Raw genomic sequence first — 25,231 nt, 5'->3', positions numbered from 1 at the left:
TATAAATGTTCTTAATGTCAAATATAAGGAATTTTAGGCAAAAATTAGAGAGAATTCGCCTGAATTGATAAGTATTTACGATAAAAGGCATCTATCGCGTCTTTCAAAAAAATAGCACAACTGAGCTAAATCAATTGTGCTATAAATTTCTAAATAAATATATTTTTTCGAAACTGTTTTACCAAACGGTAATACGTTCGCTTTCAGGCTTATACATTTTATCACCCGGTTTTACATCAAATGCTTTATAGAAGGGCGTAAAGTTCATTAATGGGCCATTTACACGCCATTTGGCAGGTGAGTGAGGGTTAGTGTTTACGTATGTTCGCATAAAGGCATCTTTTGTTTTTACTCGCCAAATTCGAGCAATTGAAATAAAAAAGCGTTGTTCAGGTGTAAATCCATCAATTTTTTCATTACTTTTTGCTTGTTCAGTTAGTTTAAAAGCATCATAAGCTATCGCAATACCCGCAATATCGGCTGTGTTTTCACCAACTGTCAATGCCCCTTTTACATGCATCGAATCAAGAACTGTAAACTTATTATATTGTTCAATAACGAGCTGAGTTTTAGCCTTGAACTTCTTAAAATCATCGGCTTTCCACCAGTTTTTTACATTTCCTTGCTTATCATATAAAGCCCCTTGGTCATCAAATGAGTGCGTGATTTCGTGCCCAATTACCATTCCAATGCCACCATAATTGAGAGCATCGTCGGCGTTCATATCAAAATAAGGTGGTTGTAAAATACCCGCTGGGAATACTATTTCATTCAACGGTGGGTTATTGTAGGCTGTCACGGTTGGCGGTGTAGTTCCCCATTCGGTACGGTCAACTGGTTGTCCTATTTTCGAAAGACCATATATAAAATCATTTTTGCTAGTAGCTAAGCGATTTTCAAAATAGGTGCCACGATTAATGACCACTTTCGAGTAATCTCTCCATTTATCAGGATAACCAATTTTTTCGGTAAAAGCATAGAGTTTTTCTTTAGCTTTCGCTTTGGTTGAGTCGCTCATCCAATCAAGGTTAGTGATTCTGTTTTCGAAGGCTGTTTTCAAATTCTTCACTAATTCTTTCATGCGTCGTTTGGCCTCCTCTGGGAAATACTTTTTTACATATAATTGAGCAAGTCCATGACCGAGTGACCTGTCAACTGCTTCTGTAATTTCTTCACCTCTTGGTTTTTGGGTAGCTTGCCCTGATAAAACTTTAGCGTATTCGAAAGAAGCTTTTGTGAATGGCTTACTTAGGAAGTCGGCGTATGAAACGAGTGTTTCGGTTCTTAAATATGCTTTCCAATCTTCGATTGACACCGAAGTTAGTAGGCCATTGAGGCGGTCATAATAAGCAGGTTGTTGCATATTCACAGAGTCAACTTTTACACCCAACTCTTTGAAGAACAATGGCCATCCAATATTTGGCTGTCTTTGAGTAATAGCCGTAACCGCCAATTTATTATAATTAGCCTGTACGTTTCGACGTTCGATATTTGTCTTGTGCGATGCTGCCAATTCTCTTTCTATGGCATAAGCGGCGGTGGCCATTTTATCGGCCATTGACGCATCGACACCTGTAAGCTTTAATAAAGTGCTGAGGTAATTCTGATAAGATTTTTGCGTGAAACGCGTTGAAGAATCAGTTCTGAAGTAATAATCTCTTTCGGGTAAACCAATACCTGTTTGACTCAAATTTACGATATTGATAGAACTGTTTTTTATATCTGGCCCCACTCGAAAACCAATGAGAGAATAGTTATTGAACTTGAGTTGAGCGGTTACATACTTCATAATACCTGCGATATCTTTAATGCCATCAATTTGTTTGAGCATAGGTTTGATAGGGTTGAAACCTCTTTTATTGATTGTGGCGGTATCCATGCCTGAAGCGTAAAAATCACCCACTTTTTGTTCGATACTTCCCATTGGATTTTTTGCAGCCGAAACACTGTCTAAAATTCCTTGTAGGCGTATGCGTTGCGGATAATTCATAAAAGAGTATGAGCCAACCCCCGATTGGGTCGAAGGAATTTCAACGGAATTATACCATTTACCGTTGACGTACATAAAGAAATCATCGCCCGGTTTTAGAGAGGTATCAATGCCCGTGATGCTTACTTTTTGGGCGAAACTTGTATTGAATCTGGTTAGAAAAAAGCAGAGAATTAGTAAGAGAGATAGGTGTTTTTTCATGATTGTTGATAATTAGTCTTGATAGCGAAAGGTAATACTATAAGCCCGAAAAATCTATAACCAAGGCAGGTATTTTTGATGTTTTTCGACAAGTTTTAAGAAATTATCAACTTATGTTGGTGAATTTCGTTCTCCAAACACAATTTTCAGATTGACATCAGGATATGTTAGAACACCTCTGTGAAGAAGAATTCTTCGCAGAGCGGAAATGTTAGAATACGCCTGTGAAAAATTTTTCTTAGTAGAGATGGATTGAAGTTTAGTTACTGCGTTTGGCTAAATGTTTTACATTTAGTCATTGTGAAATGCGTTCTTAGAACGCAACTTAAAAGAGGTACTTTGAAAATACCGTTCTAAGAACGGTTAACATCTTGACTGTTTTTAAAATCAGCCTAACGGGGGGGTACCAAACAGTTCATTTGCGAGAAGGTACAAAAGTTAAACTTTTCCATATACTCGTAAAAATGCCAGACAATATTTAATCTGTTATTTTTGAGACTATTTTGGGAGTGTAAACCGAACTGTGTCAGTCGTTCTTTGTATCAATAATTATTCTAGTTCCATAGTATTCAACGTCAATAAGTCCACCTTTATCCATAAAGTTACTGGCAGAAGAATAAAGATAATCTTCCGCTTTAGCTACAATTCCTGCACGTACTGGATTTTGATGAATATAGTCTGCTTTCTGAAAGAAAAATTTATCACTAAATATTTCGACAGCATGATTTTCATGTGTCCAAAATTGCAAACTTGTCATATTAGATTTGCTTCTTGCAGCGAACTCAAATCGTTTCAACATCCATTCTCGGCGACTTTCTGGTTCGGTTTCAATAGCTTTTAAAATCTTAGCTGCCGTAAATTTCTTAATATCTCGTATTAAATCTGAAAGTTTTTCATCTTTTAAAGCAGCTATCAAATGTACGTGGTTCGACATTATCACGTATGAGTATAACCATAAACCTTTTTCTTTTTGACAATATCGAAAACTATCCAGTACAATATCTCTATATCGTTGCCTCGAAAAAACATCAACCCAGTCCACAACTTGAAAAGTTAAATAATGTGTTGCTGACTGGTTAATAATTTGATAACCTTGGCTCATAATTTTCTTCTTATTTTAAGTCTGAAACTTATTTCGCAATGCAGTTCTAAGAACGGCTTACACACCGACTGAATAAAAATTCAGCCGAACACAGTTAATCCTTCACAAACTTTACACCGCATCCACATCTACTACCACATAAACCCCTCTAAACTCACGTAGGGTCATCAATTCGTCTATTTTTTCTTGTAGAAAAACTTTGGCGGCTTTTATGTTGAGCTTGTCTTTTTCAAGTTTAAGCACAATGTCATACAAAAATTTATTTCGCACACGCTCGACCATCGCTTTTTCGGGGCCGAGCACGCGGGCTTTACCAAGCTTTTCTAATAATACATTAGCCAGCCATTGCGAAGCTTTTTCTGCTTTATCGTGCTCTTCGTGTTTAACAGTCACAGAAATAATTCGAGTAAAGGGTGGATAAAAATAACCTTCACGCTCTTTTATTTCATCTTGGTAATAACCCAAATAATCATTTGCAATAACCTTGTGTAGCAAACTCTGTTGGGTATTGTTGGTCTGAATAAGCACCAAACCCTTTTTCTCTCTTCGGCCTGCACGTCCACTAACTTGGGTAAGCATCTGAAACGCTCGCTCAGCCGCTCGAAAATCAGGGAAATGAATCATGCGGTCGGCATCAAAAATGCCCACTAAACTCACACGGTCGAAGTCGAGGCCTTTACTAATCATCTGTGTGCCCACCAAAATGTCGGTATTTCCTTGCTCAAACTCACCAATAATATTCTGATAAGCATTTTTGGTTCGGGTAGTATCTAAATCCATCCTTTGCACGCGTGCAGCTGGGTACATAATTCTGAGGTCATCCTCAAGTTTTTCTGTACCAAATCCTACCGTACGAATTTTACCCGAACCACAAGCTGGACAAGCCCGCGGGATTTCTTCCTTATGACCACAATAGTGGCATCGTAATTCCTTAGAATTAAGGTGATATGTTAAACTCACCGCACATTGCTCACATTCGCCAATCCAATTACATTCCTGACAATTCAGATAAGGGGAGTATCCTCTACGATTTTGGAAGATGATAGTTTGCTCACCATTAGCCAAATTTTCTTCAATGTGCTGGCATAAGACACTCGAAAAATCATTTCTCATGTTTTTAGCTTTGCGTTCAGCCTTGAGGTCAATCAATCGAATATCGGGCAATTGTGCATTGCCGTAACGTTGATTTAGTGTAACCAAACCATATTTACCAGTCGTAGCTTGGTGATAACTTTCGAGTGAAGGCGTAGCCGAACCTAATAAGATTTTTGCTCCTTGTTTAAGGCCAAGCATGATGCCCACATCACGGGCATGGTAGCGGGGAGCGGGCTCATATTGTTTGTATGAACTTTCGTGTTCTTCATCCACAATCACCAAACCTAAATTATCCATGGGTAAGAAAACAGCCGAGCGTACACCAACCACAAACTGATAACGACCATCAAGTACTCCTTTCCAAACTTCTACGCGTTCGTTATCAGAGAATTTTGAGTGGTAAACACCCATTCTATCGCCAAAAACACGTTTTAGACGAACAACTATTTGCGTAGTAAGTGCAATTTCGGGCAATAAAAATAGCACCTGCGAACCACCATCAAGTACTTTTTGGATAAGGTCGATGTAAATTTCGGTCTTTCCACTTCCCGTTATACCGTGGAGTAAGACAATATCCTTTTCTTGAAAATTCGTAAGAATTTCGTCGCTTGCTTGTTGCTGAGCATCTGTAAGTTGAATCGTTACAGGTTCTTCGGGCATTTCATCACCAAACCTCGAAACCACTACCTCAAATTGCTCCAGAATGCCTTTCTCAATTAATTTATTGAGTGAAGAATCAGAAGTTTCTCCTTGGGTAAAAAATGATTTATCAACACCATGTTGATTTCGCTCACGTAGCTGATGAAGGGGAATTTGTTTGAAATATTCCAGAATAACCAATTGCTGCTTCGCATTTTTGCTTAGTGAATCAATTAAGTTAGCAGCTTCTTCAACACCTTCATATACACGTTTTAAGCGTACTTTCTTTGCAATTTTGGGTTTGTATTTTTCTTTAACCTCTTCATACATAATAATGGCATGTTTGCCAATCAATGATTTAATGAGGGTATTGATATTGGTTTCGCCCACAAACTTAATGGCATCATCGTAGGTAAGTGAGGTTTGATTTTTGAGTATTTCTAAGAAATCAACTTCATTTGCTTCTAAAAGCTCGGGGTGGTCAAAATCAGGATTGAGTTGAATCCGTGATTGACTGGTTACTTTTAACCCCGAAGGCACGGCAACGTTCATCACTTCACCCACACAACACATGTAATATTCAGCTATCCAATCAAATAACCAAAGCTGTTGTTTGGTAATAAGTGGCTCTGTATCAAGTAATTCGAGTATATATTTAGCTTGATATTTTGCTGGAGGTGTGTTATGAATTCGTCCGACAACAGCCGTAACGACACGATTTTTCCCGAATTCAACAATTACCCTTGCTCCAACTTTTATATCCTCTACAAAGTTTCGTGGTACCCGATACGTAAACATTCTCGGAATGGGCACGGGTAGAATTACATCGGCAAAATAGGTTGTTTCAACAGAAAAAAGACCTTCCATTTAAAATTATAATGTAAAATGAAGAGTGTAGAATGAAAAATGTTAAAAAACTTTCATTAAATACACCCTAAAGAATATTTCAAAGGTACTAAATTCAATCATTGCTTCAGAAAAAGTACCGTATAAATAACATAACATTAAATAGGCTTAAATAATTTTCGGCTACACGCTTGCAAATATTATGCACGCATACTATTTTTGATAAATCAAATGCTAGTCAACCAATAACTAATTTTCCAATACCAAATCATGTCAGAAACTATCGAATATAAAGTGCCAACAATGGCAGAAATGGCAGCTAATGGTCAAGAACCCGAAGTATTGTTTTGGGTGGGTTGTGCAGGTTCGTTCGATGACCGCTATAAAAAAGTTACGATTTCTTTTGTAAAGATTTTAAATAAAATAGGGGTAAATTTTGCCGTTTTGGGTACGGAAGAGTCTTGTACAGGCGACCCAGCACGTAGAGCAGGAAATGAATTTACTTTTCAGATGCTTGCCCAACAAAATATTCAGGTGTTAAATGGATATGGTATAAAGAAAATCGTAACAGCTTGCCCGCATTGTTTCAATACTCTCAAGAACGAATACCCAGAATTAGGTGGAAACTATGAAGTAATTCACCATTCAACCTATTTACAGCAACTAATCAACGACGGTCGAGTAAAAATTGAAGGCGGAGGAACTTTTAAAGGACAAAAAATTACTTATCATGATTCATGCTACTTAGGTCGTGCCAATGATATCTATGAGGCTCCACGCCAGTTACTTGAAACTTTAGATGCTGAACTCGTAGAAATGAAGCGTTGCAAAACCAACGGACTTTGTTGTGGTGCTGGCGGTGGACAAATGTTTAAAGAACCAGAAAAAGGTACAAAAGATGTAAATATTGAGCGAATTGAAGATGCACTTTCAACAGGAGCAAAAACCATTGCGGTGGCTTGCCCTTTTTGCATGGTGATGATGTCAGATGGTGTAAAAAACAAAGAACGTGAGCATGAAGTAAAAGTCTATGACCTAGCTGAATTGTTAGAGCAAGCGATGTAGAGGTAGAACAAGTTTTTAACTTGTTTGTTGAGATGAAAAATAATTTGAAAACTTGTTCTACAAAAACTAACTTTATCGGAGACTATTTTCATAAAAATATTGTTTATAAACTAATTGTGGCACACTATCTTATGTGTGCCACAAATTTTTAATCATATTGCTATGTACGTAGATTTCGATAAAATTCCGCTAGATGCCCGCATATGGGTATATCAAGCCAATCGTCAGTTGACTGACAATGAGGCAAATACGATTGAGAATTATCTCAAACCAGCTATTAATCAATGGGCGGCTCATGGTGCTGCATTGTTGGCATCAGCTAAAGTATTATACAATCGTTTCGTGATTATTGGTCTTGACCAAAATATGAATGCAGCCAGTGGTTGTTCGATAGATGCTTCTACTCGTTGGTTTAAAGAATTGGGCGAAGCTTTAAATATAGATTTCTTCGACCGCTCGCAAGCTTATTTAGAAGGTGATGAAATAAAAGCTTTTTCAGTTTTTCAGGCAAAGAAAATGGTAGAAGGTGGACTCATTTCAGCCGAAACGATTATTTTTAACAACAATACTTTGGCTACTTTAGGAGATTTGAAAACAAAGTGGCAAATCAAAGCGATTGATGCTCCTACTTTGAAACGATTCTTTGTAAATACCGTGGTTTGAAATGTAGGACAGATTTATAATCTGTCATTTTGTATTATGAATTAAGGTTTAAAACTTTATGGCTGAAACGTTATATATTCCGGAAAATGCCTCTCGTAAAGAAATTTATGAAAGTATAACTCCACAAATAGAAGCACTTATAAGTGGCGAAACTGATTTAACTGCCAATTTGGCGAATTTTGCCGCGGCTCTTCGAGAAGCCTTTGGGTTCTTTTGGGTTGGATTTTATCTCAAAAAAGAAAATCAACTAGTTTTAGGGCCGTTTCAGGGGCCAATTGCTTGTACACGTATTAATTTCGATAAAGGTGTTTGTGGTTATTGTTATCGAACCAAAGAAACCGTTATTGTGCCCAATGTTGAAGAGTTTCCAGGCCATATTGCTTGTAGTTCGGCTTCAAAGTCTGAAATCGTAGTGCCAGTTTTTGATAAAAATGGCAATGTTTCGATGGTTTTAGATGTTGATAGTAATGAATTAAACGATTTTTCAGAAGTAGATAGAGTAGGTTTAGAAAAGTTGGTGAAAATTTTAGAAAATACCATTTGAACATAATTGTTTTCACTATCCATTTTACATGATTTATTAATAATAATGAATACATTATTTCCGGTATTTCTAAAACTTGAAGAACTACATACGCTTGTAGTGGGTGGAGGAAATGTGGGTTTAGAAAAGCTCGAAGCTATTTTCAGAAATTCACCAAAAGCAAAAGTTACATTGGTTGCTCCTGAAATTCGTGAAGAAATAAAGGCTTTAGTTTCGCACCATAACCTTACGTTGATTCAAGAAAAATACCATATTTCTCATCTTGAGGGGGTAAATATTGTAACGGCAGGAACTGATAGCAAAGAAGTAAATCGACAAGTAAGAGATGATTGTAAAGCTAAAAAAATATTAGTCAATATTGCCGATACGCCCGATTTGTGCGATTTTTATTTGAGTTCGGTTGTTGTGAAAGAAGATTTAAAAATTGCCATTTCCACAAATGGAAAATCGCCCACGTTTGCCAAGCGTTTCCGCGAAATTTTAGAAGAAATTATTCCTGAGAATTTACAAGAAACCTTGAATAATTTGCAAGCGATTAGAAATAAACTCAAAGGTGATTTTCAGAGTAAAGTACAGAAGCTTAATGAGATAACAAAAGTTATGCAAGAATAGAAATAGTAAGCGTGCCACATCTTTGCGATGTGGCACGCTTACTATTTTTTAGGCTGTAACCAACTTATTTTTGCGTTCACCAATTTGCTGACGCCACATGGCATAATACAGGCCTTTTTCTTGCAAAAGCTCTTCGTGCTTGCCTACCTCAATGATTTTTCCTTGCTCCAAAACAAAGATTTTATCGGCGTGCATAACAGTACTTAAGCGGTGTGCAATCATCACCGTAATGTATTCGCCTAAGGCTGTTACATCTTTTACAGTATTTGTAATTTCTTCTTCTGTTAGTGAATCTAAGGCCGAAGTAGCTTCATCAAAAACAAAAATCTTCGGATTTCTCAACAGTGCTCGTGCAATGGATAAACGTTGTTTTTCTCCACCCGAAATCTTTATTCCTCCTTCTCCAATGACAGTATCAACGCCATTATCAGCTCTGGCTAAGAGATTTTGGCACGATGCTTTTTGTAAAACATCCATTATTTGTTCGTCAGTAGCATTAGGTTGAGCAAACAATAGGTTTTCTTTGATGGTGCCCGAAAACAATTGCGTATCTTGAGTCACGAAGCCAATTTGTGAGCGTAATTCTTCGATATTAATTTCATTCGAAGGTAGTCCATTATAGAATACTGTTCCTTCTGAAGGATTATAAAGACCCACTAAAAGTTTAACTAAGGTGGTTTTACCCGAACCTGATGGGCCAACAAAAGCCACTGTTTCTCCTTTTTTAACTTCAAAAGTTACCTCATCTAATGCTTTTCCTTGAGCAGTTAAGTGTTTGAAACTTACATTCTCAAATTGTAGGTTTTCAACCGCACCCAATTTTGTCGGAAATTCAGGTGTTACCTCAATTGGTTTTTTAAGTAGTTTATCGAAATTATTTAATGATGCTTCTGCTTCACGAAAAGCAATAATCACATTTCCCATTTCTTGCATCGGTCCAAAAACAAAAAACGAACAGAATTGTAGCGTAAGCAATTGCCCAACTGTCATTTGGTCTTTGAAAATGAGCATCAATAACAAGAAAAGAATGGCTTGGCGAATGAAGTTCACAAATGTTCCTTGAATAAACCCAATACTACGAATACTACGAACTTTCTTTAGTTCGAGTTGTAAGATTTTCATGGTATTGAGATTCAAACGCTTGATTTCTTGGTTTGTAAGGCCTAAACTTTTAATCAACTCAATATTTCTGAGCGATTCTGTCGTCGTTCCAGCTAGAGCGGTGGTTTCTTTGGTAATTGTTTTTTGTATATCCTTTATTTTTCTACTCAAAACTCTAGTTAAAGCTGCCAAAGCTCCTGCACTGGCTAGATAGACTAAAAATAACCATTGACTGATATTGAAATGATAGATATAAATATTCAATACTATTATTCCGATGAATGAAGTAAAAGCAACATTGACAAAAAGTGTAATGAATTTTTCGGTATCAGTACGCACCTTTTGTAAAACAGAAAGCGTTTCGCCACTTCTTTGATCTTCGAATTGTTGGTAAGGTAGTTTGAGTGTATGTTTGAGGCCATCAGTAAATATAGATGCTCCGAATTTCTGGATGACCATATTCATTACGTAGTCTTGTAAAGTTTTGGCTATTCGACTGACCATCGCTACACCAATAATGGCTAAGAGCATGGTAAGTACTCCCTCTACGTAATCGGCTTGGGTGAAGTTTTTGGCTTTATCGCCATATTTATCTACAATTTTCCCAAAGATGAGAGGGTCAAGAAGAGAGAAACTTTGATTGATTGCCGCCAAAACAAGTGCTAACACTACCTGCCAGCGGTAGCGGCCTAAATATTGTAATAATAATTTCATGTAAAAGTTTAGTTTTTATGCGAGAGAACAGCTATTCCATACTAAAGCCTAACAAACACTGCGAATAAAAAATTCATTAGATAAACTAAAAAGCTGAGAAACAAAAAAGCAACTGTTTGAATATCAAACAGTTGCTTTACATTTTGTAGTTGACCCACCAGGATTCGAACCTAGAAAGACGGTACCAAAAACCGTAGTGTTACCATTACACCATGGGTCATCCTTGAATTATGGTGCAAAATTAATGCATCGAATTTAATAACGCAAGTTTTCCCAAATATTTTTTTTAAAAATTTTATACTGCTTGTGCAGCACGACGTAATTCTTCTAAAATTACTTCCTTCATCAAGAGCTTACGCTTTTGAGTTTGGATATTTGATTGCGTAATTTTGTCTAAATCAGGTCCTTGTGAAACCCCCTCATGGCTTTCGATGAGAATCTTTAATTCGCCTCTAGCACGAATCACAATGCTCTCCATTTCACGGTATTTTGTAAGTACTTGTTGTTTTTCGCTCAAGTAGTTGAAGTTTGGTAGTTTACGAGTAACTACTTTCATCAAATAACTCAATTCGAAAATCTTATCACAAGCTGCTCTGAATCGTTCTGCAACGTTTCTAACCGCCAAGTGTGAAGGAACCTTGATGTTTTTCCAGTCGTTGAGCATTACTTTCGCACGCTCTGTTGCTGCAAAAATATCTTTTGAGTCAGCAAGTCTTTCAGCTTCTTCCATCATTTTCTGCTGAGCTTCTACACGAGGATCAACTTTAACTTTGATTTGAATACCCTTAGCTGCACAATATTTTTCGTAATATGTAGTAGTGAGTTTCTTGAATCTACGGAATTCAAACTTAAGTCGTTTTGGTGGAACATCGCCCACATTACGCCATTCTGTTTGGAGACGCTTAAGTTCGGCGAAAGATAATTCCCAGTTACCCATTCTGAAGAGTTGTTCAGCACCACGTACAAGCTCAACATATTTTTCCATACGTTCAGCAATGATACGGTTTTGCTCTTCATAGAAAGCCTTTCTTCTTTGATAGAAATCATCTAATACTTCTTTAAAAGTAAGTTCGATTTCATCTTGGTAAGGCTTATCTACAGGCCCAGTACGAATCCAACGCGTTTTAATGTCTTGTAGTTTTTCCGCTACAATGGTCCAATCGACATCTTCTTTAGCTTCTTTAGCTTCCTCGATTAAAGCTTGTTTGATTGCTAAATTATTCGCTTGGTTACCCACAATCAATCCTCGTAGATATTCTTCTTGCTCATCGAGAGTTTTGAGCAATGGAATAAAATCGCCAATGCCGTCGAAATTCAGCAAGCGTTTACGGAGTTGTGTGAGTTTTGTCAAGAAAGAGCCCTTATTTTGAGCCTCGGCGATTTCAGTTTCTAGTTGATTAACCTTATTTACCGCAATTTGGTAACGGTTAATGAAGTACTGGAAGGCCTCTTCTTCTGTGCGTTTTACTTCTCCTATTTGTCGGTCGGGCATATCTAAATACCCTTTCAAGAATACCTTACCGTCTTTTATGTAAGCATATTCGTTTTCTAATGTTACGCCGTTCATAATAAAAAAATCACATGGCTTGTGAGTCAGGGATGGTGGTTTGTTTGGTAAAATTCGCAGTTTTTTTGTATAATACAAATAGCTTTACCGATATTTGCGTAAAAATTATATAAAATTACTGAAAAATAAAGGAATTCTACTTTTTTAGGGAAAAAATATTGAAAATTTAACACATTATTCATTTCACGAACGCTAATTCGATTCTTTATTAACTATGAGCGAACAGATTATCTTTTCGATGGAACGAGTGAGTAAAATCATTCCACCTAATCGACAAATTCTTAAAAATATTTATCTTTCATTCTTCTACGGAGCAAAAATTGGTGTTTTGGGTTTGAATGGTGCTGGTAAATCTACTTTGTTGAGAGTGATTGCTGGTATCGATAAAAACATCAATGGAGATGTAGTTTTTTCTCCGGGTTATACTGTTGGTATGCTTGAGCAAGAACCAAAACTTGACCCAACTAAAACGGTTCGACAAATTGTTGAAGAGGGGGTGCAAGAAGTAGTAGATTTATTGAAAGAGTTTGAGGAAATTAATGAGGCTTTTGCCGACCCAGATGCTGATTTTGATAAACTTCTGGCTCGTCAGGGTGAAGTTCAAGAAAAACTTGACAATCTTGACGCATGGGAGCTCGATACCCGTTTAGAACGTGCGATGGACGCTTTGCGTTGTCCGCCAGAAGATGCTTTGGTTGAAAACCTTTCAGGCGGAGAAAAGCGTCGTGTAGCTCTTTGCCGATTATTATTGAAACAACCAGATGTTTTATTGCTCGATGAGCCTACCAACCACCTTGATGCTGAATCAGTACTTTGGTTAGAAGAGCATTTACGCCAATATAAAGGAACGGTTATTGCCGTAACCCACGACCGTTATTTCTTAGATAACGTAGCTGGCTGGATTCTTGAATTGGATAGAGGTGAGGGTATTCCGTGGAAAGGTAATTATTCTTCATGGTTAGAACAGAAACAAAATCGTTTGGCAAAGGAAGAGAAATCAGAATCGAAACGCCAGAAAACTTTACAACGTGAGTTGGAGTGGGTGAAAATGGCTCCGAAAGCACGTCAGGCTAAATCAAAAGCTCGTTTGGCTGCTTATGACCGCATGGTGAGCGAAGATGTGAAAGAAAGAGAAGATAAACTTGAGCTCTTTATTCCACCTGGCCCACGTTTAGGAAATAAGGTGATTGAAGCAACTGGAGTAAAAATGGGCTTTGGCGATAAATTATTGTACGAAGACCTTAACTTTAGCCTTCCCCAAAATGGTATCGTTGGCATTATCGGGCCAAACGGTGCAGGTAAAACAACTTTATTTAAATTAATTACAGGTCAATTACAACCATTGGCAGGTAAGTTTGAAGTAGGAGAGACCGTAAAACTTTCATACGTTGATCAAGAGCATAACCAACTTGACCCTAATAAATCGGTTTATGAATTGATTTCAGGAGGAAATGATTGGGTAATGTTGGGCAATAAACAAGTAAATGCTCGTGGTTATGTGAGTAGATTCAACTTCCAAGGTTCTGACCAAGAGAAAAAAGTAGGAACACTTTCAGGAGGTGAACGAAACCGTGTACACTTGGCAATGATGCTCAAAGAAGGTGGAAACTTATTGCTTTTAGATGAGCCTACCAATGATTTAGATGTGAATACACTTCGTGCATTGGAAGAAGGTTTGGAAAACTTTGCGGGTTGTGCGGTAGTTATCTCTCACGACCGTTGGTTCTTAGATAGAATTGCTACGCATATCTTGGCATTCGAAGGCGACTCGCAGGTTTATTGGTTTGAAGGAAACTTCTCTGAGTATGAAGAGAATCGTAGAAAACGCTTAGGAACTGATGTTACTCCGAAGCGTATTAAATATAGAAAATTACAGTAAATCATACAATATAGTATAATTATGGAAACGATTATCATTCAATCCCAATCAAAAAGTACTTCTAAATTATTGATAGAGTTGGCAAAGAAATTGGGTGAAAAAGTTCAAGTTCTTGATAAGGAGGTTTCAGAAGATTTGTTGCTCGGGAAAATGATGACGCAATCCAAAACTGGCAAAATTGTGTCGAAGGAATCAATTTTGGCTGAACTCAAAAAGTAATTTTCAATGGTCGTACAATTTGATGAAGCATTTTTGAAAAGCCTTAAAAAGTTAAGAGATAAGAAAGTTAAAGAAAAACTACTTGAACTTATTAATAATTTTGAGGATAGTGAAAACCTTACAGATATACCCAATATTAAAAAGATGCAAGGCTACGAAACTTATTATCGAGTTTGGCTTGGAGATTATAGAGTAGGTTTTGAATTGCAGATAGATAAATCAGTTCTTTTTATTTTGGTGGCTCATCGGAAAGAAATTTATCGTTTCTTCCCTTAAAACTTTATTATCTGAAGACACTGACAAAAACGTTTCAAGTTCTTTTCGAATAATAAATGCCATAGAAAAGATTTTTATTAATCGACTTCTATGGCATTTTTCATAAATAGTTATTACTTCTTCTACCTTCTTGCCTCACGAACGGCATTTTCAAATCTGTAGGCTATTTCTTTCACCACCAATTCATCTTTAGTTTCGAGTGTAAATGAAGTATGGCTATCTCTTTTGTCATCATCATTGACATTAAATGAGCCACCAATCGTATTATCCTTCCCAAAACCTAAATCTACTTTTACACGGTCAGCTGGTACATCCAATACCAATTCGTAAAACCCATCTTTCTGTTTTTTGTAGCTAACTTTTCGTACATCTCTTAAATGCCAGCTAATATTAAAATTCATCGAAAAGCCTTCTTCTTTGGCTTTTACATTCATATTCATCTTATCGTTAAGAAAAGAAAATACAGGTTTGGTGTTTTTTTCTTTTCCGTGCGAATCGTCAGTAACCAGTCTGTTTAGTTGTCCAGCAAGCCAGTCGGTATTTGACTTAAGAGAAGATTGGGCAAATGATGCTTGAATACTCAGCAATAGACAAATGCTTAAAAGATGCTTTTTCATAGTTTTTCAGAATTTTGTTTTCTCTGTAGATGTAAAAAATGCTTTAAGCGTTGCGTAGCTTTAATCAAGAAGCCTTACTTTTGGTAAAAAAAACATCAAACTAAATTCTATGAAAAAAATCTTCTTGACTATTTGTTTATGTATAACATTCTCGGGTTTTGCCCAAAATATTGTTTCTGAGCAAGTCTTAAAACATTTAGAAAACATTGATACCAATAAAATTAAAGCACACGTAGCGTACTTATCAGATGATAAACTCAAAGGCCGTTTGCCGGGTAAAGAAGGCTACCAAATGGCGGTAGATTATGCCATTGAACAATATAAATCAATGGGTTTGAAACCTGCTGGTGAAAACGGAGGGTTTACGCAAAAAGTAATACTTCGTAAAGCGAAGTTGGTGAAAGAAGCAGCAAAGTTTACACTCACTTTGCCAAATGGAGAAAAGAAAGAATTAACATTAGGTAACGATTTATCTATTTACCCACATCCAGAGCTTAAAAGTGTTGATTTTACAGCTCCGTTAGTTTTTGTAGGATCTGGCTTTGATGCTCCTCAGATCAATATTGAAGATTATAAAGGACTCAATGTAAAAGGTAAAATTGTAGTCATATTACGAAGAGTTCCAGATAATTTACCTGCCAATGTGAAACTACACCTACAATATCCTGCTACGCTCCAAGAATTTGCTGCTAAAAATGGAGCGATTGGTGTATTGGTTTGTAATTATACTACCAGTATGGTACAGTTTAAAGCCGCAGCCAATGGTATGGTTGCGAATGGCATTTCTGCTTCGGTTACAGCAGATGGTAAACGTACAAGCTGTGCCTCTGCTCTCGGCGGAAAAATAATGGTTGCTGGCGGTATTTCTGTCCCTACGTTGCAGGAACTCATGCGTGCTGAAAATAATATGCTTGATAGCACTTGGCAACAACTCGAAAAAGGAAAATTTGTGAGTATGCCCTTGAAAAGTTCCATTTCGGGTCATTATGAAAGTACACACCAAGATATTACAAGCTACAATGTAGTAGCTAAACTCGAAGGAACTGATGCTAAATTGAAGAAAGAATATGTTATTCACTCGGCACACCTCGACCACCTTGGCGTAGGAAAACCCATTAATGGTGATTCTATTTATAATGGTGCTCACGATAACGCTTCAGGCGTGGCTTGTGCTTTAGAAATCGCACGCTCTTACGCTACTTTGCCTGCTTCTTTAAAACCTAAGCGTTCGTTGTTGTTTTTACTCGTTACAGCTGAGGAAATGGGGCTTTTAGGTTCAGGGTATTTTGCAGCTTATCCGACTGTTAAAAAGAGTCAAATTGTAGCCGATATCAATACCGATATGCCTACTTTGCTTGCTCCATTAGAGTCGGTTGCTCCACTGGGTGCTGAACATAGTAGTTTACAAAAAGTAGTAGATAATGCCGCAAGTATTGCAAAACTTGAAGTGGAGCCAGACCCAGACCCAAGCGAAGGCCGTTTTGTGCGTAGCGATCAATATAATTTTGTAAAGGCAGGTATTCCAGCTCTTCATATAAAGTATGGTTATAGATTCAGTAATCCGAAATTAAATTTGGCTGAAAACGTAAAAAAATGGCGTGAGACACATTATCATAAACCTTCCGATGAAATTACTAATGGCTTTGTGTGGTCGGCAGGTAAAACTTATGCGAGAGTGAATTTCTTGGTGAGTTATTTAGTTGCTCAGACAGAAGCTCGACCAACATGGAACAAAGGTGATTTCTTTGAACCTCGAAAATGATTTTTCTGTGGCACGGTTCAAATCGTGCCACTTTTATTTTATTACTATTATATTCAATTTAGCTGATGGCACATCATTGTTATCTCAACAACAAGATTGATTCTGTTGAAAATACAAACATTCATATTACTGATTTAGGTTTGTTGCGTGGCTATGGCCTTTTCGATTATTTCCGAACTTATAACGGACGTCCTTTTCAGTGGGATTGGTATTGGGAACGTTTTGACCGTTCGGCGAAACTGATGAAGTTACCTAACCCCATAAGTAAAGAAAAAGCCTATTCGGTAGTTATGGCTTTAATTGAAAAAAGTGGACTCGAAGATTGTGGTATTCGTTTCGTACTTACAGGGGGCTATTCACCTGATGCGATGAAAATGATTGAGCCGAATTTGCTCATCATTAGTGAAGATATTCATCCTGTTAAAGAATCAGAATATGAGGCAGGTATGAAAGTTATCTCACATGAGTATGTAAGAGATTATCCAGAAATTAAAAGCACTGATTATAAGCATCTAATGATATTGCAGTCTGATATTCGTGAAGCGGGTGCTACTGATGTTTTATTTCATAAAGATGGAAAAATTAGCGAGTTGAGTAGAAGCAATGTATTTATTGTGAAAAATAATGTCATAGCTACACCAGATACCCAAATCTTACGTGGAATTACCCGACGTTATATTCTTGAATTAGCTAAAGCAAATTTTAAGGTTGAAGAACGTAGCGTAGCTTTACAAGAGGTGCTCGAAGCAGATGAAGTTTTTACTACCAGCACAACCAAAAAAGTATTACCAATAACTAGAATTGACAACCAGCTGGTTGGAAGTGAGAACAGAAGTGTTTCTAAGTTTTTGTTGGAAGAAATGAACCATCATCTCAAGACTTGGTAGAAAATCTTTGAATAATGGCCATAAAAAAATCCTTGCTCGTAAGAACAAGGATTTTTTTATGCTTTTCGTAAGAAAATTATTTCTTAGTAGTGTCAGCAGCAGCTGTAGTGTCAGCAGCAGCAGTTGTATCAACAGCAGCAGCAGCAGTATCAACAGCAGCTACAGTTGAATCAGCAGCTTGCTCAGTTTTAGAAGTACAAGCAGCTAAAGAAGCTACACATGCTACGAATAAGATTGCGATTACTTTTTTCATGTCTTTATTTGCGGTGTTTTAAGGTTTTAAACGCATTGCAAATTTAAGATAATTTTAAGATACTATGCAAGCGTTTTCTTAAAAAATATTTAAAAAAAACTTAAATTCCTTTTAAGAAAATAGAGTTTCTTGTTTTTGTACAATTTTAACGAGGCGAACGTGCCTTAATTTTTTCATAAACGCCTGTACTTCTGAATGTTAGGAATTTATGGCCATAATAATTAGCAAAAAAACTGAAGCCCATTCCTACTACGTGTGAGCCTTTTTCTCTTAAAAATAGAGAGGAAGAACTAAAAAGTGGATTAGCGATATAATCAAGCGTAAGTGATGAAATTCCTACTTGAATCCCCAATGCAACGGCTGCTATAATAAGATACTTAATTGATTCTCTTTTTGAATTTCCCGATTCTTTAGCTGAAAAGGCAAATACTTTCGCTGGAATAAAACTAACAATTGTTGCTGTTAAATAACCTGCGAATACACTTAAGTTAAAAGCAGGTTTATCTAAATACCCAAGTGTTAAAAATAACGACTTATATGGAATCTGGGAAACAAAGTTTGTTCCAGCTCCTAAAACAGCTGTTAAGAAGAAAGAGACAAATGACCTTAGTTCTTTATTCTTTATTTTGTTAAGTAATTTCACAAATAAATTTAGTCCAGTAAGAGTTAAGATGAGCTCCATAGTTTAACCATTAAGCGATGGAGAGCAATCCACGTACTAAGTCAGGGAAAAGACCTAATAAAACTGACCCTAGGGTTGTTAGTCCAAGTATAATTTTATGTAGTGAGGATAGTTGGATGTTTTCCCCTTCACCGTCTTTCATATAAGCTGCAATGATTGGCTTGAAATAGTAATAAATACCAACAGCCGACATGATAATCGCCACAACAAGTACCCAAACGTGCCCACGAGAAGCAGCATCGGCAAATACGTAGAATTTACCCCAGAAACCTGCCGTAAGCGGAATACCTGCTAATGAAAGCATTGAGATTGCCAAAACAATTGCCAAGAAAGGACTCTTCTTAGATAAACCGTTTAAGACTGTAATATTTTCATTTGGTCTTCCATCAACTAAGTTGTCTTGCGATACAATCATCAATACCCCAAATGCACTGATTGTTGCCAAAGCATAGGCTAATGAATAAAATACGATTGAATCACCTGAATTATTGTTTAAACCTACCAAAGCTAATAACATATATCCTGCGTGAGAGATACTTGAAAAAGCTAACATACGCTTAAAGCTACTTTGTGCCACAGCCGTAATGTTACTAATGAATAAGCTCAAAAGTGCCATTACAACAATCATTACCCACCAGAAACTATACATCGGAGAGAATGACTCTTCAAGAATACGATAGATTGCTGCAAAACCAGCCGTTTTTACAACTGTTGACATGAAAGTTGTAAAGATAGTTGGAGCACCTTCGTAAACGTCTGGAGTCCAGAAGTGGAAAGGGGCTGCTGAAACTTTAAATAGCAAACCAATTAACAAGAAGGTAACACCTACATATAAAAATACTGGACGAACGTCAGTAACTGGTTGAAGCAATAAATTACGAGCATCTGAAATATTGAATGAGTAATTTGCTCCATAAAGCATGGCCATTCCAAATAGCATGATGCCTGTTGCAAATGAGCCCATCAAGAAGTATTTCAAAGCGGCTTCGTTGCCTCTGATATTACGTTTATCACTACCTGTAAGAATATACATTGCTACTGATAGAATCTCTACGCCAACAAACAACATGATGAGGTTTTCGAAATTGGTCATCATAATTGCTCCAACCAAAGAAAACTGCAAAATAGCGAAGTATTCAGCTGGTTGTGCGTGTTCATCATCAATAAAACCTTTCGATAAAGCCATAATCAAAAATGCAGAAAGCAAAATGATTGAACTAAATAAAATAGAAAGGTTGCTTGCTTCAAGCATATCATAGAAGTACAAACCTGGGGCATTCCAGTCAATAAGATTTGAGAGAAATGCTACTGCCACAAAAAGCAATGAAGCTGGCAAAAGTATTTTCTTTGATTTTAGGAAACCTAAAAACAAGGTAACAAGTCCAGTAACAGAGAGTACGAGTATTGGATACATAATTCGTTTGATAAACTCCCAGCCCGTTACGGCTGCCGCCCAAATGGCGAGGATTAAGTTTTATGATATTTTTATTTTTTGATAAAATTCGAATAAAAGTATTTGCTTCTCTCATTCAAAAACTATCGTTTATCGACCTTAGTCTATAAGCCAATAAATTACTTGAGCATTTGCAAAAGTAAATTAACAGCAGGTTCAGTTACTTTTAAGAATACATTCGGAAAAAGACCAGTGATGATTACTACTGTTGCAATTGGTAATAAAACAGCAATTTCGCTACCACTAACATCCTTAAATTTAGCTGTAATTTCGTTGGCTTCGCCAAACATTGAGCGTTGCATCAAACGGAGCATATATACAGCTCCTAAAATGATTGTGAGTCCAGCGAAGATTCCTAAACAAGCATCTTTGTCATAAACACCTTTCAACAATAAGAACTCACCAACAAAGCCATTTGTTAAAGGAAGAGCCACGCTACCAAGCATAATAATCATGAAGTAAATGCTTAATGCAGGTGTTTTTTGTGTAATACCACCCAATGCTGATAAATCACGTGTTCCAGTGCGGTCGTAAATGACTTTTACGATGAAAAATAAACCAACTGCGTTTACACCGTGAGCAACCATTTGAAGTAAAGCTCCCTGAATACCATTGATATTGCCCGAAAGCACACCTGCGGCCATCAAACCCATGTGAGCAAAAGAAGAATAAGCAATGAGGCGTTTGATATTGTTTTGCTGAATTGCAATGATTGAACCGTAGATTAAACCCACAACCGCAAGAATCATTCCGTATAATCCCCAGTTTGCTACTCCAGCTGGTGATAAAGGCAACATGATACGAATCAAGCCATAAACCCCCATTTTAGAGAGAAGACCCGAAAGAAGCATCGTTGCTGGAGTTGGAGATTCTGAATAAGCATCTGGCTGCCAAGTATGAAATGGAAGCACTGGCATTTTAATAGCAAAAGCAATGAAAAATGCCCAGAATAACATATTTTGAGTTGAAGGTGTAAGTAATTTAGCAGTTGTAACTAATTGATTGATGTCGGCCGATGCTCCTTTGATATATAAGAAAACAATAGCTACCAACATAAATAAACTACCAAAAATGGTGTAAACAAACATCTTAAAAGTAATGCGTGGTGCATTTTGTCCACCCCAAAGAGCTGCAATGAAATAAACTGGAATCAAGGCAGCTTCATAGAAGAAGTAGAATAAGAAAATATCACGTGCCATGAATACTCCCATCAAAGCAGTTTCTGCTAATAAGATAAGGGCATAAAAAGAAGCGTGATTTTTATAAGTATGCTTGAAAGTCGAGGTGATAATTATTGGAACCAAGAAGGCAGTAAGTAAAACCATCAAGATACTAATACCATCAATAGCAATATGAAAATTGATATTGAGGTCTTTCATCCAACTATATTTTACACCAATTGATGATTGAGCATCGAAAGTCAAGAAACTATAGATGGCCACTGCAAATGTAGCCAATGATGCCACGAGTGCAGTATTTTTAGATGTACTTACGCTACTTCCTTTCAGTAATAATAGCACGAGGCTACCAATAAGGGGTATAAGTATGAGTGTTAGTGCCAACATTCGAAATTAATTTTATTATTATTACTTAACCGTAATTTTTATGAATAGAAATAGAACAGATGTAAATCTGGCCTAAATTTTATTTGATTCCAACAAATGTTTTGATTGTTTCTACTACTTGGTAGCCAAGGTTCATTGTTAGGATAACGGCAATGCCGATAACCATCGCAAATAGATAGAACCCTGTTCCACCCGCTTGTAGCTTACGTACCTTTCCACTTACAGAATCGACTAAATTACCGATGCCATTCACAATGCCATCAAAGCCTTTTGGCTCAACTACATAAGCGAATAAATTAGATAAGTGTTTTACTGGTGTTACAAAAATTGCCCAGTACGCTTCATCAATATAATACTTGTTGTAAACTGTCTTTTGGAAGCCTTCAATCGCTGAATCTTCAGCAGGAACATTCTTGCTTCCACCAAACTTAGAATAAGCAAATAAAATAGAAACTACCGCTGCTGCCACTGATATACCCATCAACATCCATTCCGTAGAGTGGTCGATTGGAGCACCTGCAAACTCAGGATTCACCGCTAACGAGCCCGCAAAGAGAGGTTTCATGAACTCGGCAAGTGCATGTGGGAAATGGAAGATTTCAGGAATACCCATAAAACCGCCAACTATCGAGAATACAGCAAGAACCATTAATGGGAGGGTCATACTAAATGGTGATTCGTGTACGTGATGCTCTTGCTCGTGTGTTCCTCTGAAACTTCCAGTGAAAGTTAAGAAATACAAACGGAACATATAGAAGGCAGTCATCATTGAACCAATAACCGCTAATACCCACATGATTTTATTGTGCTCGTAAACATGAGCTAAAATTTCATCTTTCGAGAAGAAACCTGCAAATGGAGGAATACCAGAGATAGCAATTGTACCGATTAGGAATGTAATAGCTGTAATCTTGATTTTTCCACCAAGACCACCCATTTTGCGAATATCTTGTTCGCCGCTCATGGCATGAATTACGCTACCAGCACCTAAGAATAATAAAGCTTTGAAGAAAGCGTGTGTTACGACGTGGAAGAAACCAGAAGTGTAAGCGGCAACACCCATCGCCATAAACATATAACCTAACTGGCTCACTGTTGAGTAAGCCAATACTTTTTTGATATCGTTTTGGAAAATACCAATTGTTGCGGCAAAAAGAGCTGTTGCTGCACCCACCCATGCCACTACTTCGAGTGTACCCGGAGCAAGTGTATAAAGAATATTTGAGCGAACAATCATGTAAAGACCAGACGTAACCATGGTAGCAGCGTGAATTAAGGCCGAAACTGGAGTCGGACCCGCCATGGCATCTGGTAACCAAGTATAAAGTGGAATTTGAGCTGATTTACCAGTCGCACCGATAAATAAGCAAGCTGTAATGGCTATAATAGCGGCATTACCTATTGAAAGACCTTTCGCTTTTTCGAATACTTGTAGGTATTCAACTGTACCAAATTGGTTGATAATCAAGAAAATACCAATCAAAAATCCTAAGTCACCTACACGGTTCATGATAAAGGCTTTGCGAGCAGCATTGCCGTATTCGAAATTTTTATTCCAGAAACCGATTAGTAAGTACGAACAAAGACCTACACCTTCCCAACCAATAAACATGACGATGTAGTTTGAACCCATTACGAGCAATAACATCGAGAATAAGAAGAGGTTTAAAAAGGCAAAGAATTTACCAAATCCTTCGTCATCGTGCATATAGCCCATCGAATATACGTGAATGAGCGTACCCACACCCGTCACAACGAAGAGCATTAAAATTGATAATTGGTCGATTTGGAAAGAAAAACTGATATTTAATGAACCAACAGTAATCCAATCAAAAATATTTACAATGATTGGCTGTTCGCCGCCTGCCATAAATGCCTGATAAGCTGAAACTGCACCTACGAATGAAAGAAGTGCCGCTCCTGTACCAAGCCATCCTGCCAGACCTTTAGATATTTTGCGGAAACCAAGCCCATTGATTAGGAAACCGATGAGTGGAAATAAAGGTATAAGTTTTATTAATAACATATCGTAAAAATTATTTCTAATGAATAATGATTGTAGTAAAATGAAACCTCATTTTACGATTAATCATAGCATCTTACCATTTAAGTTTATCTAAAAGGCTAACATCAATTGAGCGAATGTTGCGGTAAATCATTACGATAATGGCCAGACCGACGGCTACTTCGGCAGCAGCTACGGCCATAATGAAGAATACAAAGACTTGTCCCGCGGGGTCTGAACGATACGATGAAAACGCCACCAAAAGTAGGTTAACCGCATTAAGCATCAATTCGACAGACATAAAGATAATGATAGCATTTCGGCGAATTAATACGCCTACGATGCCAATGATAAACAAAATACTTGCTAATAATACGTAGTTTATTAGAGGTATCTGAAAAATGTCAGGTATTTGGCTTTGCATTGCTTTAATTAATTAACGTTTAATTCTTCTTAAGAAACGCTTATAAGGCTGATAATTAGGGGCGTTGAAGAATATTTCCGCAAAAATAAACAATATTCGTTTTTGTAGTGTGCTTTTTGCGAAAATTGTTACCATTGGAAAAATATTATCATGGTTGACCTATTTATCAAGCATCATTTTTAGCTTAATTTCAGTGAGTTTACGTTTGGTATCAAGCGGGAAGTCTCCGTTAATCATCCAATCATAATACTGGGGTTCTTGTTTTAAAACTGCTTTTACTGGTTTTCCATTATGTTTCCCAAAGTTAAACACAATTTCTCCCTTATTGTTTAAAATCATGCGTTGAGCAAAATCAACAATATTGGCTGAGGTTAACTGGTGGAGCACTTCCATATCATTTTTAACAGGCTCGTACTCTTCACCTTTATCGTTTTTCACTTTTACGCCGTCGTATCTTTCTACCTGAGAACAAAGTACTTCTAGTGTTGCCAAAGTATCTGCTTCGGCACTATGGGCATTGTCGAGGGTTTTATTGCAGAAAAATTTATATGCTGCCGAAAGCGTGCGTGGTTCCATTAGGTGGAAAATTCTTTGAGCATCTACCAGCTTGCGATTTTTTACATCGAAATCAATATCAATTCTCAAAAACTCTTCAACCAACATCGGTACATCAAAACGATTGCTATTAAAACCTGCTAAATCGCAGCCTTCTAAAAATTGAGCGAGTGCTCTACCGATTTGCTTGAATGTAGGAGCATCTTTCACATCTTCATCATAAATACCGTGAATGAGGCTACTTTCTAGCGGAATTGGAATACCCGGATTGATAAGTTTGGTTTTTACTTCTACCGTACCATCAAGTTTTGCCTTAGCAATACAGAGTTCTACAATTTTATCTTTGGCCACATTTACACCTGTAGTTTCGAGGTCAATTACAGCTAAGGGTTTACGTAACTTGAGTGAGTGAGTGTACATTCTAATAATTTTTATTCAATGCTACAAAGTTATAAATTAAAACAGAATAAAAGCCTCGTTAAGCTTAATTTGCCAATTTTAGGTCAAAAACTTTT

General features: G+C 37.1%; 22 protein-coding genes and 1 tRNA gene. 9 read left to right on the top strand and 14 right to left on the bottom strand.

The annotated features are described in order from the left end of the window. Nucleotides 1-178: 178 nt before the first annotated feature. The 3 genes from EMTOL_RS05820 to priA form a co-directional block, all read right to left on the bottom strand. On the bottom strand, nt 179-2,191 hold the full coding sequence (locus EMTOL_RS05820; RefSeq protein WP_015028346.1) for a M13 family metallopeptidase: 2,013 nt from the start codon (nt 2,189-2,191) through the stop codon (nt 179-181). 526 nt (nt 2,192-2,717) lie between these two features. After that, nucleotides 2,718-3,293: an REP-associated tyrosine transposase gene (locus tag EMTOL_RS05815; RefSeq protein ID WP_015028345.1), complete on the bottom strand. Its 576-nt coding sequence runs from the start codon at nt 3,291-3,293 to the stop codon at nt 2,718-2,720. Nucleotides 3,294-3,404: 111 nt separating this feature from the next. Continuing rightward, on the bottom strand, nt 3,405-5,894 hold the full coding sequence (gene priA / locus EMTOL_RS05810) for a replication restart helicase PriA (RefSeq protein WP_015028344.1): 2,490 nt from the start codon (nt 5,892-5,894) through the stop codon (nt 3,405-3,407). Nucleotides 5,895-6,143: 249 nt separating this feature from the next. Between priA and EMTOL_RS05805 the strand changes: the two genes are divergently transcribed. From EMTOL_RS05805 to EMTOL_RS05790, 4 genes are all read left to right on the top strand, one after another. Beyond that, nucleotides 6,144-6,938 carry a (Fe-S)-binding protein gene (locus EMTOL_RS05805; protein WP_015028343.1) on the top strand — a complete coding sequence of 265 codons (795 nt, stop codon included), beginning with the start codon at nt 6,144-6,146 and terminating at the stop codon, nt 6,936-6,938. Nucleotides 6,939-7,100: 162 nt separating this feature from the next. Further along, nucleotides 7,101-7,601 (top strand): hypothetical protein, encoded by a 501-nt coding sequence (locus tag EMTOL_RS05800; protein WP_015028342.1) that lies wholly within the window; start codon nt 7,101-7,103, stop codon nt 7,599-7,601. Between the two features lie 58 nt (nt 7,602-7,659). After that, entirely contained in the window at nt 7,660-8,145 is a 486-nt protein-coding gene (gene msrC / locus EMTOL_RS05795) for a free L-methionine (R)-S-oxide reductase MsrC (RefSeq protein ID WP_015028341.1), read from the top strand. A gap of 45 nt (nt 8,146-8,190) precedes the next feature. Continuing rightward, nucleotides 8,191-8,757: a precorrin-2 dehydrogenase/sirohydrochlorin ferrochelatase family protein gene (locus tag EMTOL_RS05790; protein WP_015028340.1), complete on the top strand. Its 567-nt coding sequence runs from the start codon at nt 8,191-8,193 to the stop codon at nt 8,755-8,757. A gap of 48 nt (nt 8,758-8,805) precedes the next feature. Here EMTOL_RS05790 and EMTOL_RS05785 read toward each other — a convergent pair whose 3' ends face one another. The 3 genes from EMTOL_RS05785 to EMTOL_RS05775 form a co-directional block, all read right to left on the bottom strand. Then, on the bottom strand, nt 8,806-10,572 hold the full coding sequence (locus tag EMTOL_RS05785; protein WP_015028339.1) for an ABC transporter ATP-binding protein: 1,767 nt from the start codon (nt 10,570-10,572) through the stop codon (nt 8,806-8,808). A 149-nt stretch (nt 10,573-10,721) separates the two neighbouring features. After that, a tRNA-Gln gene (locus tag EMTOL_RS05780) sits at nt 10,722-10,792 on the bottom strand. Nucleotides 10,793-10,867: 75 nt separating this feature from the next. Beyond that, nucleotides 10,868-12,139, bottom strand: a complete 1,272-nt coding sequence (locus tag EMTOL_RS05775) for a DUF349 domain-containing protein (protein WP_015028338.1) — start codon at nt 12,137-12,139, stop codon at nt 10,868-10,870. 214 nt (nt 12,140-12,353) lie between these two features. On the opposite strand from EMTOL_RS05775, the gene ettA reads away from it, so the two are divergent. From ettA to EMTOL_RS05760, 3 genes are read left to right on the top strand one after another with little or no spacing between them, the layout of a single operon-like run. Further along, entirely contained in the window at nt 12,354-14,018 is a 1,665-nt protein-coding gene (ettA, locus tag EMTOL_RS05770) for an energy-dependent translational throttle protein EttA (protein ID WP_015028337.1), read from the top strand. A gap of 21 nt (nt 14,019-14,039) precedes the next feature. Continuing rightward, entirely contained in the window at nt 14,040-14,237 is a 198-nt protein-coding gene (locus EMTOL_RS05765) for a hypothetical protein (protein WP_015028336.1), read from the top strand. Nucleotides 14,238-14,243: 6 nt separating this feature from the next. Then, the gene (locus EMTOL_RS05760) at nt 14,244-14,513 is read left to right on the top strand and encodes a type II toxin-antitoxin system RelE family toxin (RefSeq protein WP_015028335.1); all 270 of its coding nucleotides are present in this window, start codon (nt 14,244-14,246) and stop codon (nt 14,511-14,513) included. Between the two features lie 122 nt (nt 14,514-14,635). On the opposite strand, the gene EMTOL_RS05755 is transcribed toward EMTOL_RS05760, so the two are convergent. Further along, a complete protein-coding gene (locus EMTOL_RS05755; protein WP_015028334.1) occupies nt 14,636-15,130 on the bottom strand; it encodes a hypothetical protein in 495 nt (164 codons plus the stop codon). Nucleotides 15,131-15,239: 109 nt separating this feature from the next. Between EMTOL_RS05755 and EMTOL_RS05750 the strand changes: the two genes are divergently transcribed. Further along, nucleotides 15,240-16,892 (top strand): M28 family peptidase, encoded by a 1,653-nt coding sequence (locus EMTOL_RS05750; protein ID WP_015028333.1) that lies wholly within the window; start codon nt 15,240-15,242, stop codon nt 16,890-16,892. A 65-nt stretch (nt 16,893-16,957) separates the two neighbouring features. Then, nucleotides 16,958-17,779: an aminotransferase class IV gene (locus tag EMTOL_RS05745; RefSeq protein ID WP_015028332.1), complete on the top strand. Its 822-nt coding sequence runs from the start codon at nt 16,958-16,960 to the stop codon at nt 17,777-17,779. 76 nt (nt 17,780-17,855) lie between these two features. On the opposite strand, the gene EMTOL_RS22360 is transcribed toward EMTOL_RS05745, so the two are convergent. The 7 genes from EMTOL_RS22360 to EMTOL_RS05710 all read right to left on the bottom strand — a co-directional run bounded on the left by EMTOL_RS22360 (nt 17,856) and on the right by EMTOL_RS05710 (nt 25,136). After that, nucleotides 17,856-18,032: a hypothetical protein gene (locus tag EMTOL_RS22360; protein WP_015028331.1), complete on the bottom strand. Its 177-nt coding sequence runs from the start codon at nt 18,030-18,032 to the stop codon at nt 17,856-17,858. A 145-nt stretch (nt 18,033-18,177) separates the two neighbouring features. Then, nucleotides 18,178-18,714: a GtrA family protein gene (locus EMTOL_RS05735; protein WP_015028330.1), complete on the bottom strand. Its 537-nt coding sequence runs from the start codon at nt 18,712-18,714 to the stop codon at nt 18,178-18,180. A 10-nt stretch (nt 18,715-18,724) separates the two neighbouring features. After that, on the bottom strand, nt 18,725-20,128 hold the full coding sequence (locus EMTOL_RS05730; protein WP_015028329.1) for an NADH-quinone oxidoreductase subunit N: 1,404 nt from the start codon (nt 20,126-20,128) through the stop codon (nt 18,725-18,727). Nucleotides 20,129-20,286: 158 nt separating this feature from the next. Next, the gene (locus tag EMTOL_RS05725) at nt 20,287-21,732 is read right to left on the bottom strand and encodes a complex I subunit 4 family protein (RefSeq protein ID WP_015028328.1); all 1,446 of its coding nucleotides are present in this window, start codon (nt 21,730-21,732) and stop codon (nt 20,287-20,289) included. Nucleotides 21,733-21,811: 79 nt separating this feature from the next. Next, nucleotides 21,812-23,758, bottom strand: coding sequence for an NADH-quinone oxidoreductase subunit L (nuoL, locus tag EMTOL_RS05720; RefSeq protein ID WP_015028327.1), 1,947 nt, complete (start codon nt 23,756-23,758; stop codon nt 21,812-21,814). 73 nt (nt 23,759-23,831) lie between these two features. Next, nucleotides 23,832-24,161: an NADH-quinone oxidoreductase subunit NuoK gene (gene nuoK, locus EMTOL_RS05715; protein ID WP_015028326.1), complete on the bottom strand. Its 330-nt coding sequence runs from the start codon at nt 24,159-24,161 to the stop codon at nt 23,832-23,834. A 159-nt stretch (nt 24,162-24,320) separates the two neighbouring features. Continuing rightward, nucleotides 24,321-25,136, bottom strand: coding sequence for a 3'-5' exonuclease (locus EMTOL_RS05710; RefSeq protein ID WP_015028325.1), 816 nt, complete (start codon nt 25,134-25,136; stop codon nt 24,321-24,323). Between the last annotated feature and the right edge of the window lie 95 nt (nt 25,137-25,231).

The sequence above is a fragment of the Emticicia oligotrophica DSM 17448 genome, from assembly GCF_000263195.1.
Lineage (GTDB): Bacteria > Bacteroidota > Bacteroidia > Cytophagales > Spirosomataceae > Emticicia > Emticicia oligotrophica.
This window is presented reverse-complemented; position numbering and strand designations above follow the sequence as displayed.

Bases quoted from the DNA above. Each gene is read 5' to 3' on its own strand.
- EMTOL_RS05820 (WP_015028346.1), bottom strand. From the start codon at position 2,191: ATGAAAAAACACCTATCTCTCTTACTAATTCTCTGCTTTTTTCTAACC.
- EMTOL_RS05815 (WP_015028345.1), bottom strand. From the start codon at position 3,293: ATGAGCCAAGGTTATCAAATTATTAACCAGTCAGCAACACATTATTTA.
- priA (WP_015028344.1), bottom strand. From the start codon at position 5,894: ATGGAAGGTCTTTTTTCTGTTGAAACAACCTATTTTGCCGATGTAATT.
- EMTOL_RS05805 (WP_015028343.1), top strand. From the start codon at position 6,144: ATGTCAGAAACTATCGAATATAAAGTGCCAACAATGGCAGAAATGGCA.
- EMTOL_RS05800 (WP_015028342.1), top strand. From the start codon at position 7,101: ATGTACGTAGATTTCGATAAAATTCCGCTAGATGCCCGCATATGGGTA.
- msrC (WP_015028341.1), top strand. From the start codon at position 7,660: ATGGCTGAAACGTTATATATTCCGGAAAATGCCTCTCGTAAAGAAATT.
- EMTOL_RS05790 (WP_015028340.1), top strand. From the start codon at position 8,191: ATGAATACATTATTTCCGGTATTTCTAAAACTTGAAGAACTACATACG.
- EMTOL_RS05785 (WP_015028339.1), bottom strand. From the start codon at position 10,572: ATGAAATTATTATTACAATATTTAGGCCGCTACCGCTGGCAGGTAGTG.
- EMTOL_RS05775 (WP_015028338.1), bottom strand. From the start codon at position 12,139: ATGAACGGCGTAACATTAGAAAACGAATATGCTTACATAAAAGACGGT.
- ettA (WP_015028337.1), top strand. From the start codon at position 12,354: ATGAGCGAACAGATTATCTTTTCGATGGAACGAGTGAGTAAAATCATT.
- EMTOL_RS05765 (WP_015028336.1), top strand. From the start codon at position 14,040: ATGGAAACGATTATCATTCAATCCCAATCAAAAAGTACTTCTAAATTA.
- EMTOL_RS05760 (WP_015028335.1), top strand. From the start codon at position 14,244: ATGGTCGTACAATTTGATGAAGCATTTTTGAAAAGCCTTAAAAAGTTA.
- EMTOL_RS05755 (WP_015028334.1), bottom strand. From the start codon at position 15,130: ATGAAAAAGCATCTTTTAAGCATTTGTCTATTGCTGAGTATTCAAGCA.
- EMTOL_RS05750 (WP_015028333.1), top strand. From the start codon at position 15,240: ATGAAAAAAATCTTCTTGACTATTTGTTTATGTATAACATTCTCGGGT.
- EMTOL_RS05745 (WP_015028332.1), top strand. From the start codon at position 16,958: ATGGCACATCATTGTTATCTCAACAACAAGATTGATTCTGTTGAAAAT.
- EMTOL_RS22360 (WP_015028331.1), bottom strand. From the start codon at position 18,032: ATGAAAAAAGTAATCGCAATCTTATTCGTAGCATGTGTAGCTTCTTTA.
- EMTOL_RS05735 (WP_015028330.1), bottom strand. From the start codon at position 18,714: ATGGAGCTCATCTTAACTCTTACTGGACTAAATTTATTTGTGAAATTA.
- EMTOL_RS05730 (WP_015028329.1), bottom strand. From the start codon at position 20,128: ATGTATCCAATACTCGTACTCTCTGTTACTGGACTTGTTACCTTGTTT.
- EMTOL_RS05725 (WP_015028328.1), bottom strand. From the start codon at position 21,732: ATGTTGGCACTAACACTCATACTTATACCCCTTATTGGTAGCCTCGTG.
- nuoL (WP_015028327.1), bottom strand. From the start codon at position 23,758: ATGTTATTAATAAAACTTATACCTTTATTTCCACTCATCGGTTTCCTA.
- nuoK (WP_015028326.1), bottom strand. From the start codon at position 24,161: ATGCAAAGCCAAATACCTGACATTTTTCAGATACCTCTAATAAACTAC.
- EMTOL_RS05710 (WP_015028325.1), bottom strand. From the start codon at position 25,136: ATGTACACTCACTCACTCAAGTTACGTAAACCCTTAGCTGTAATTGAC.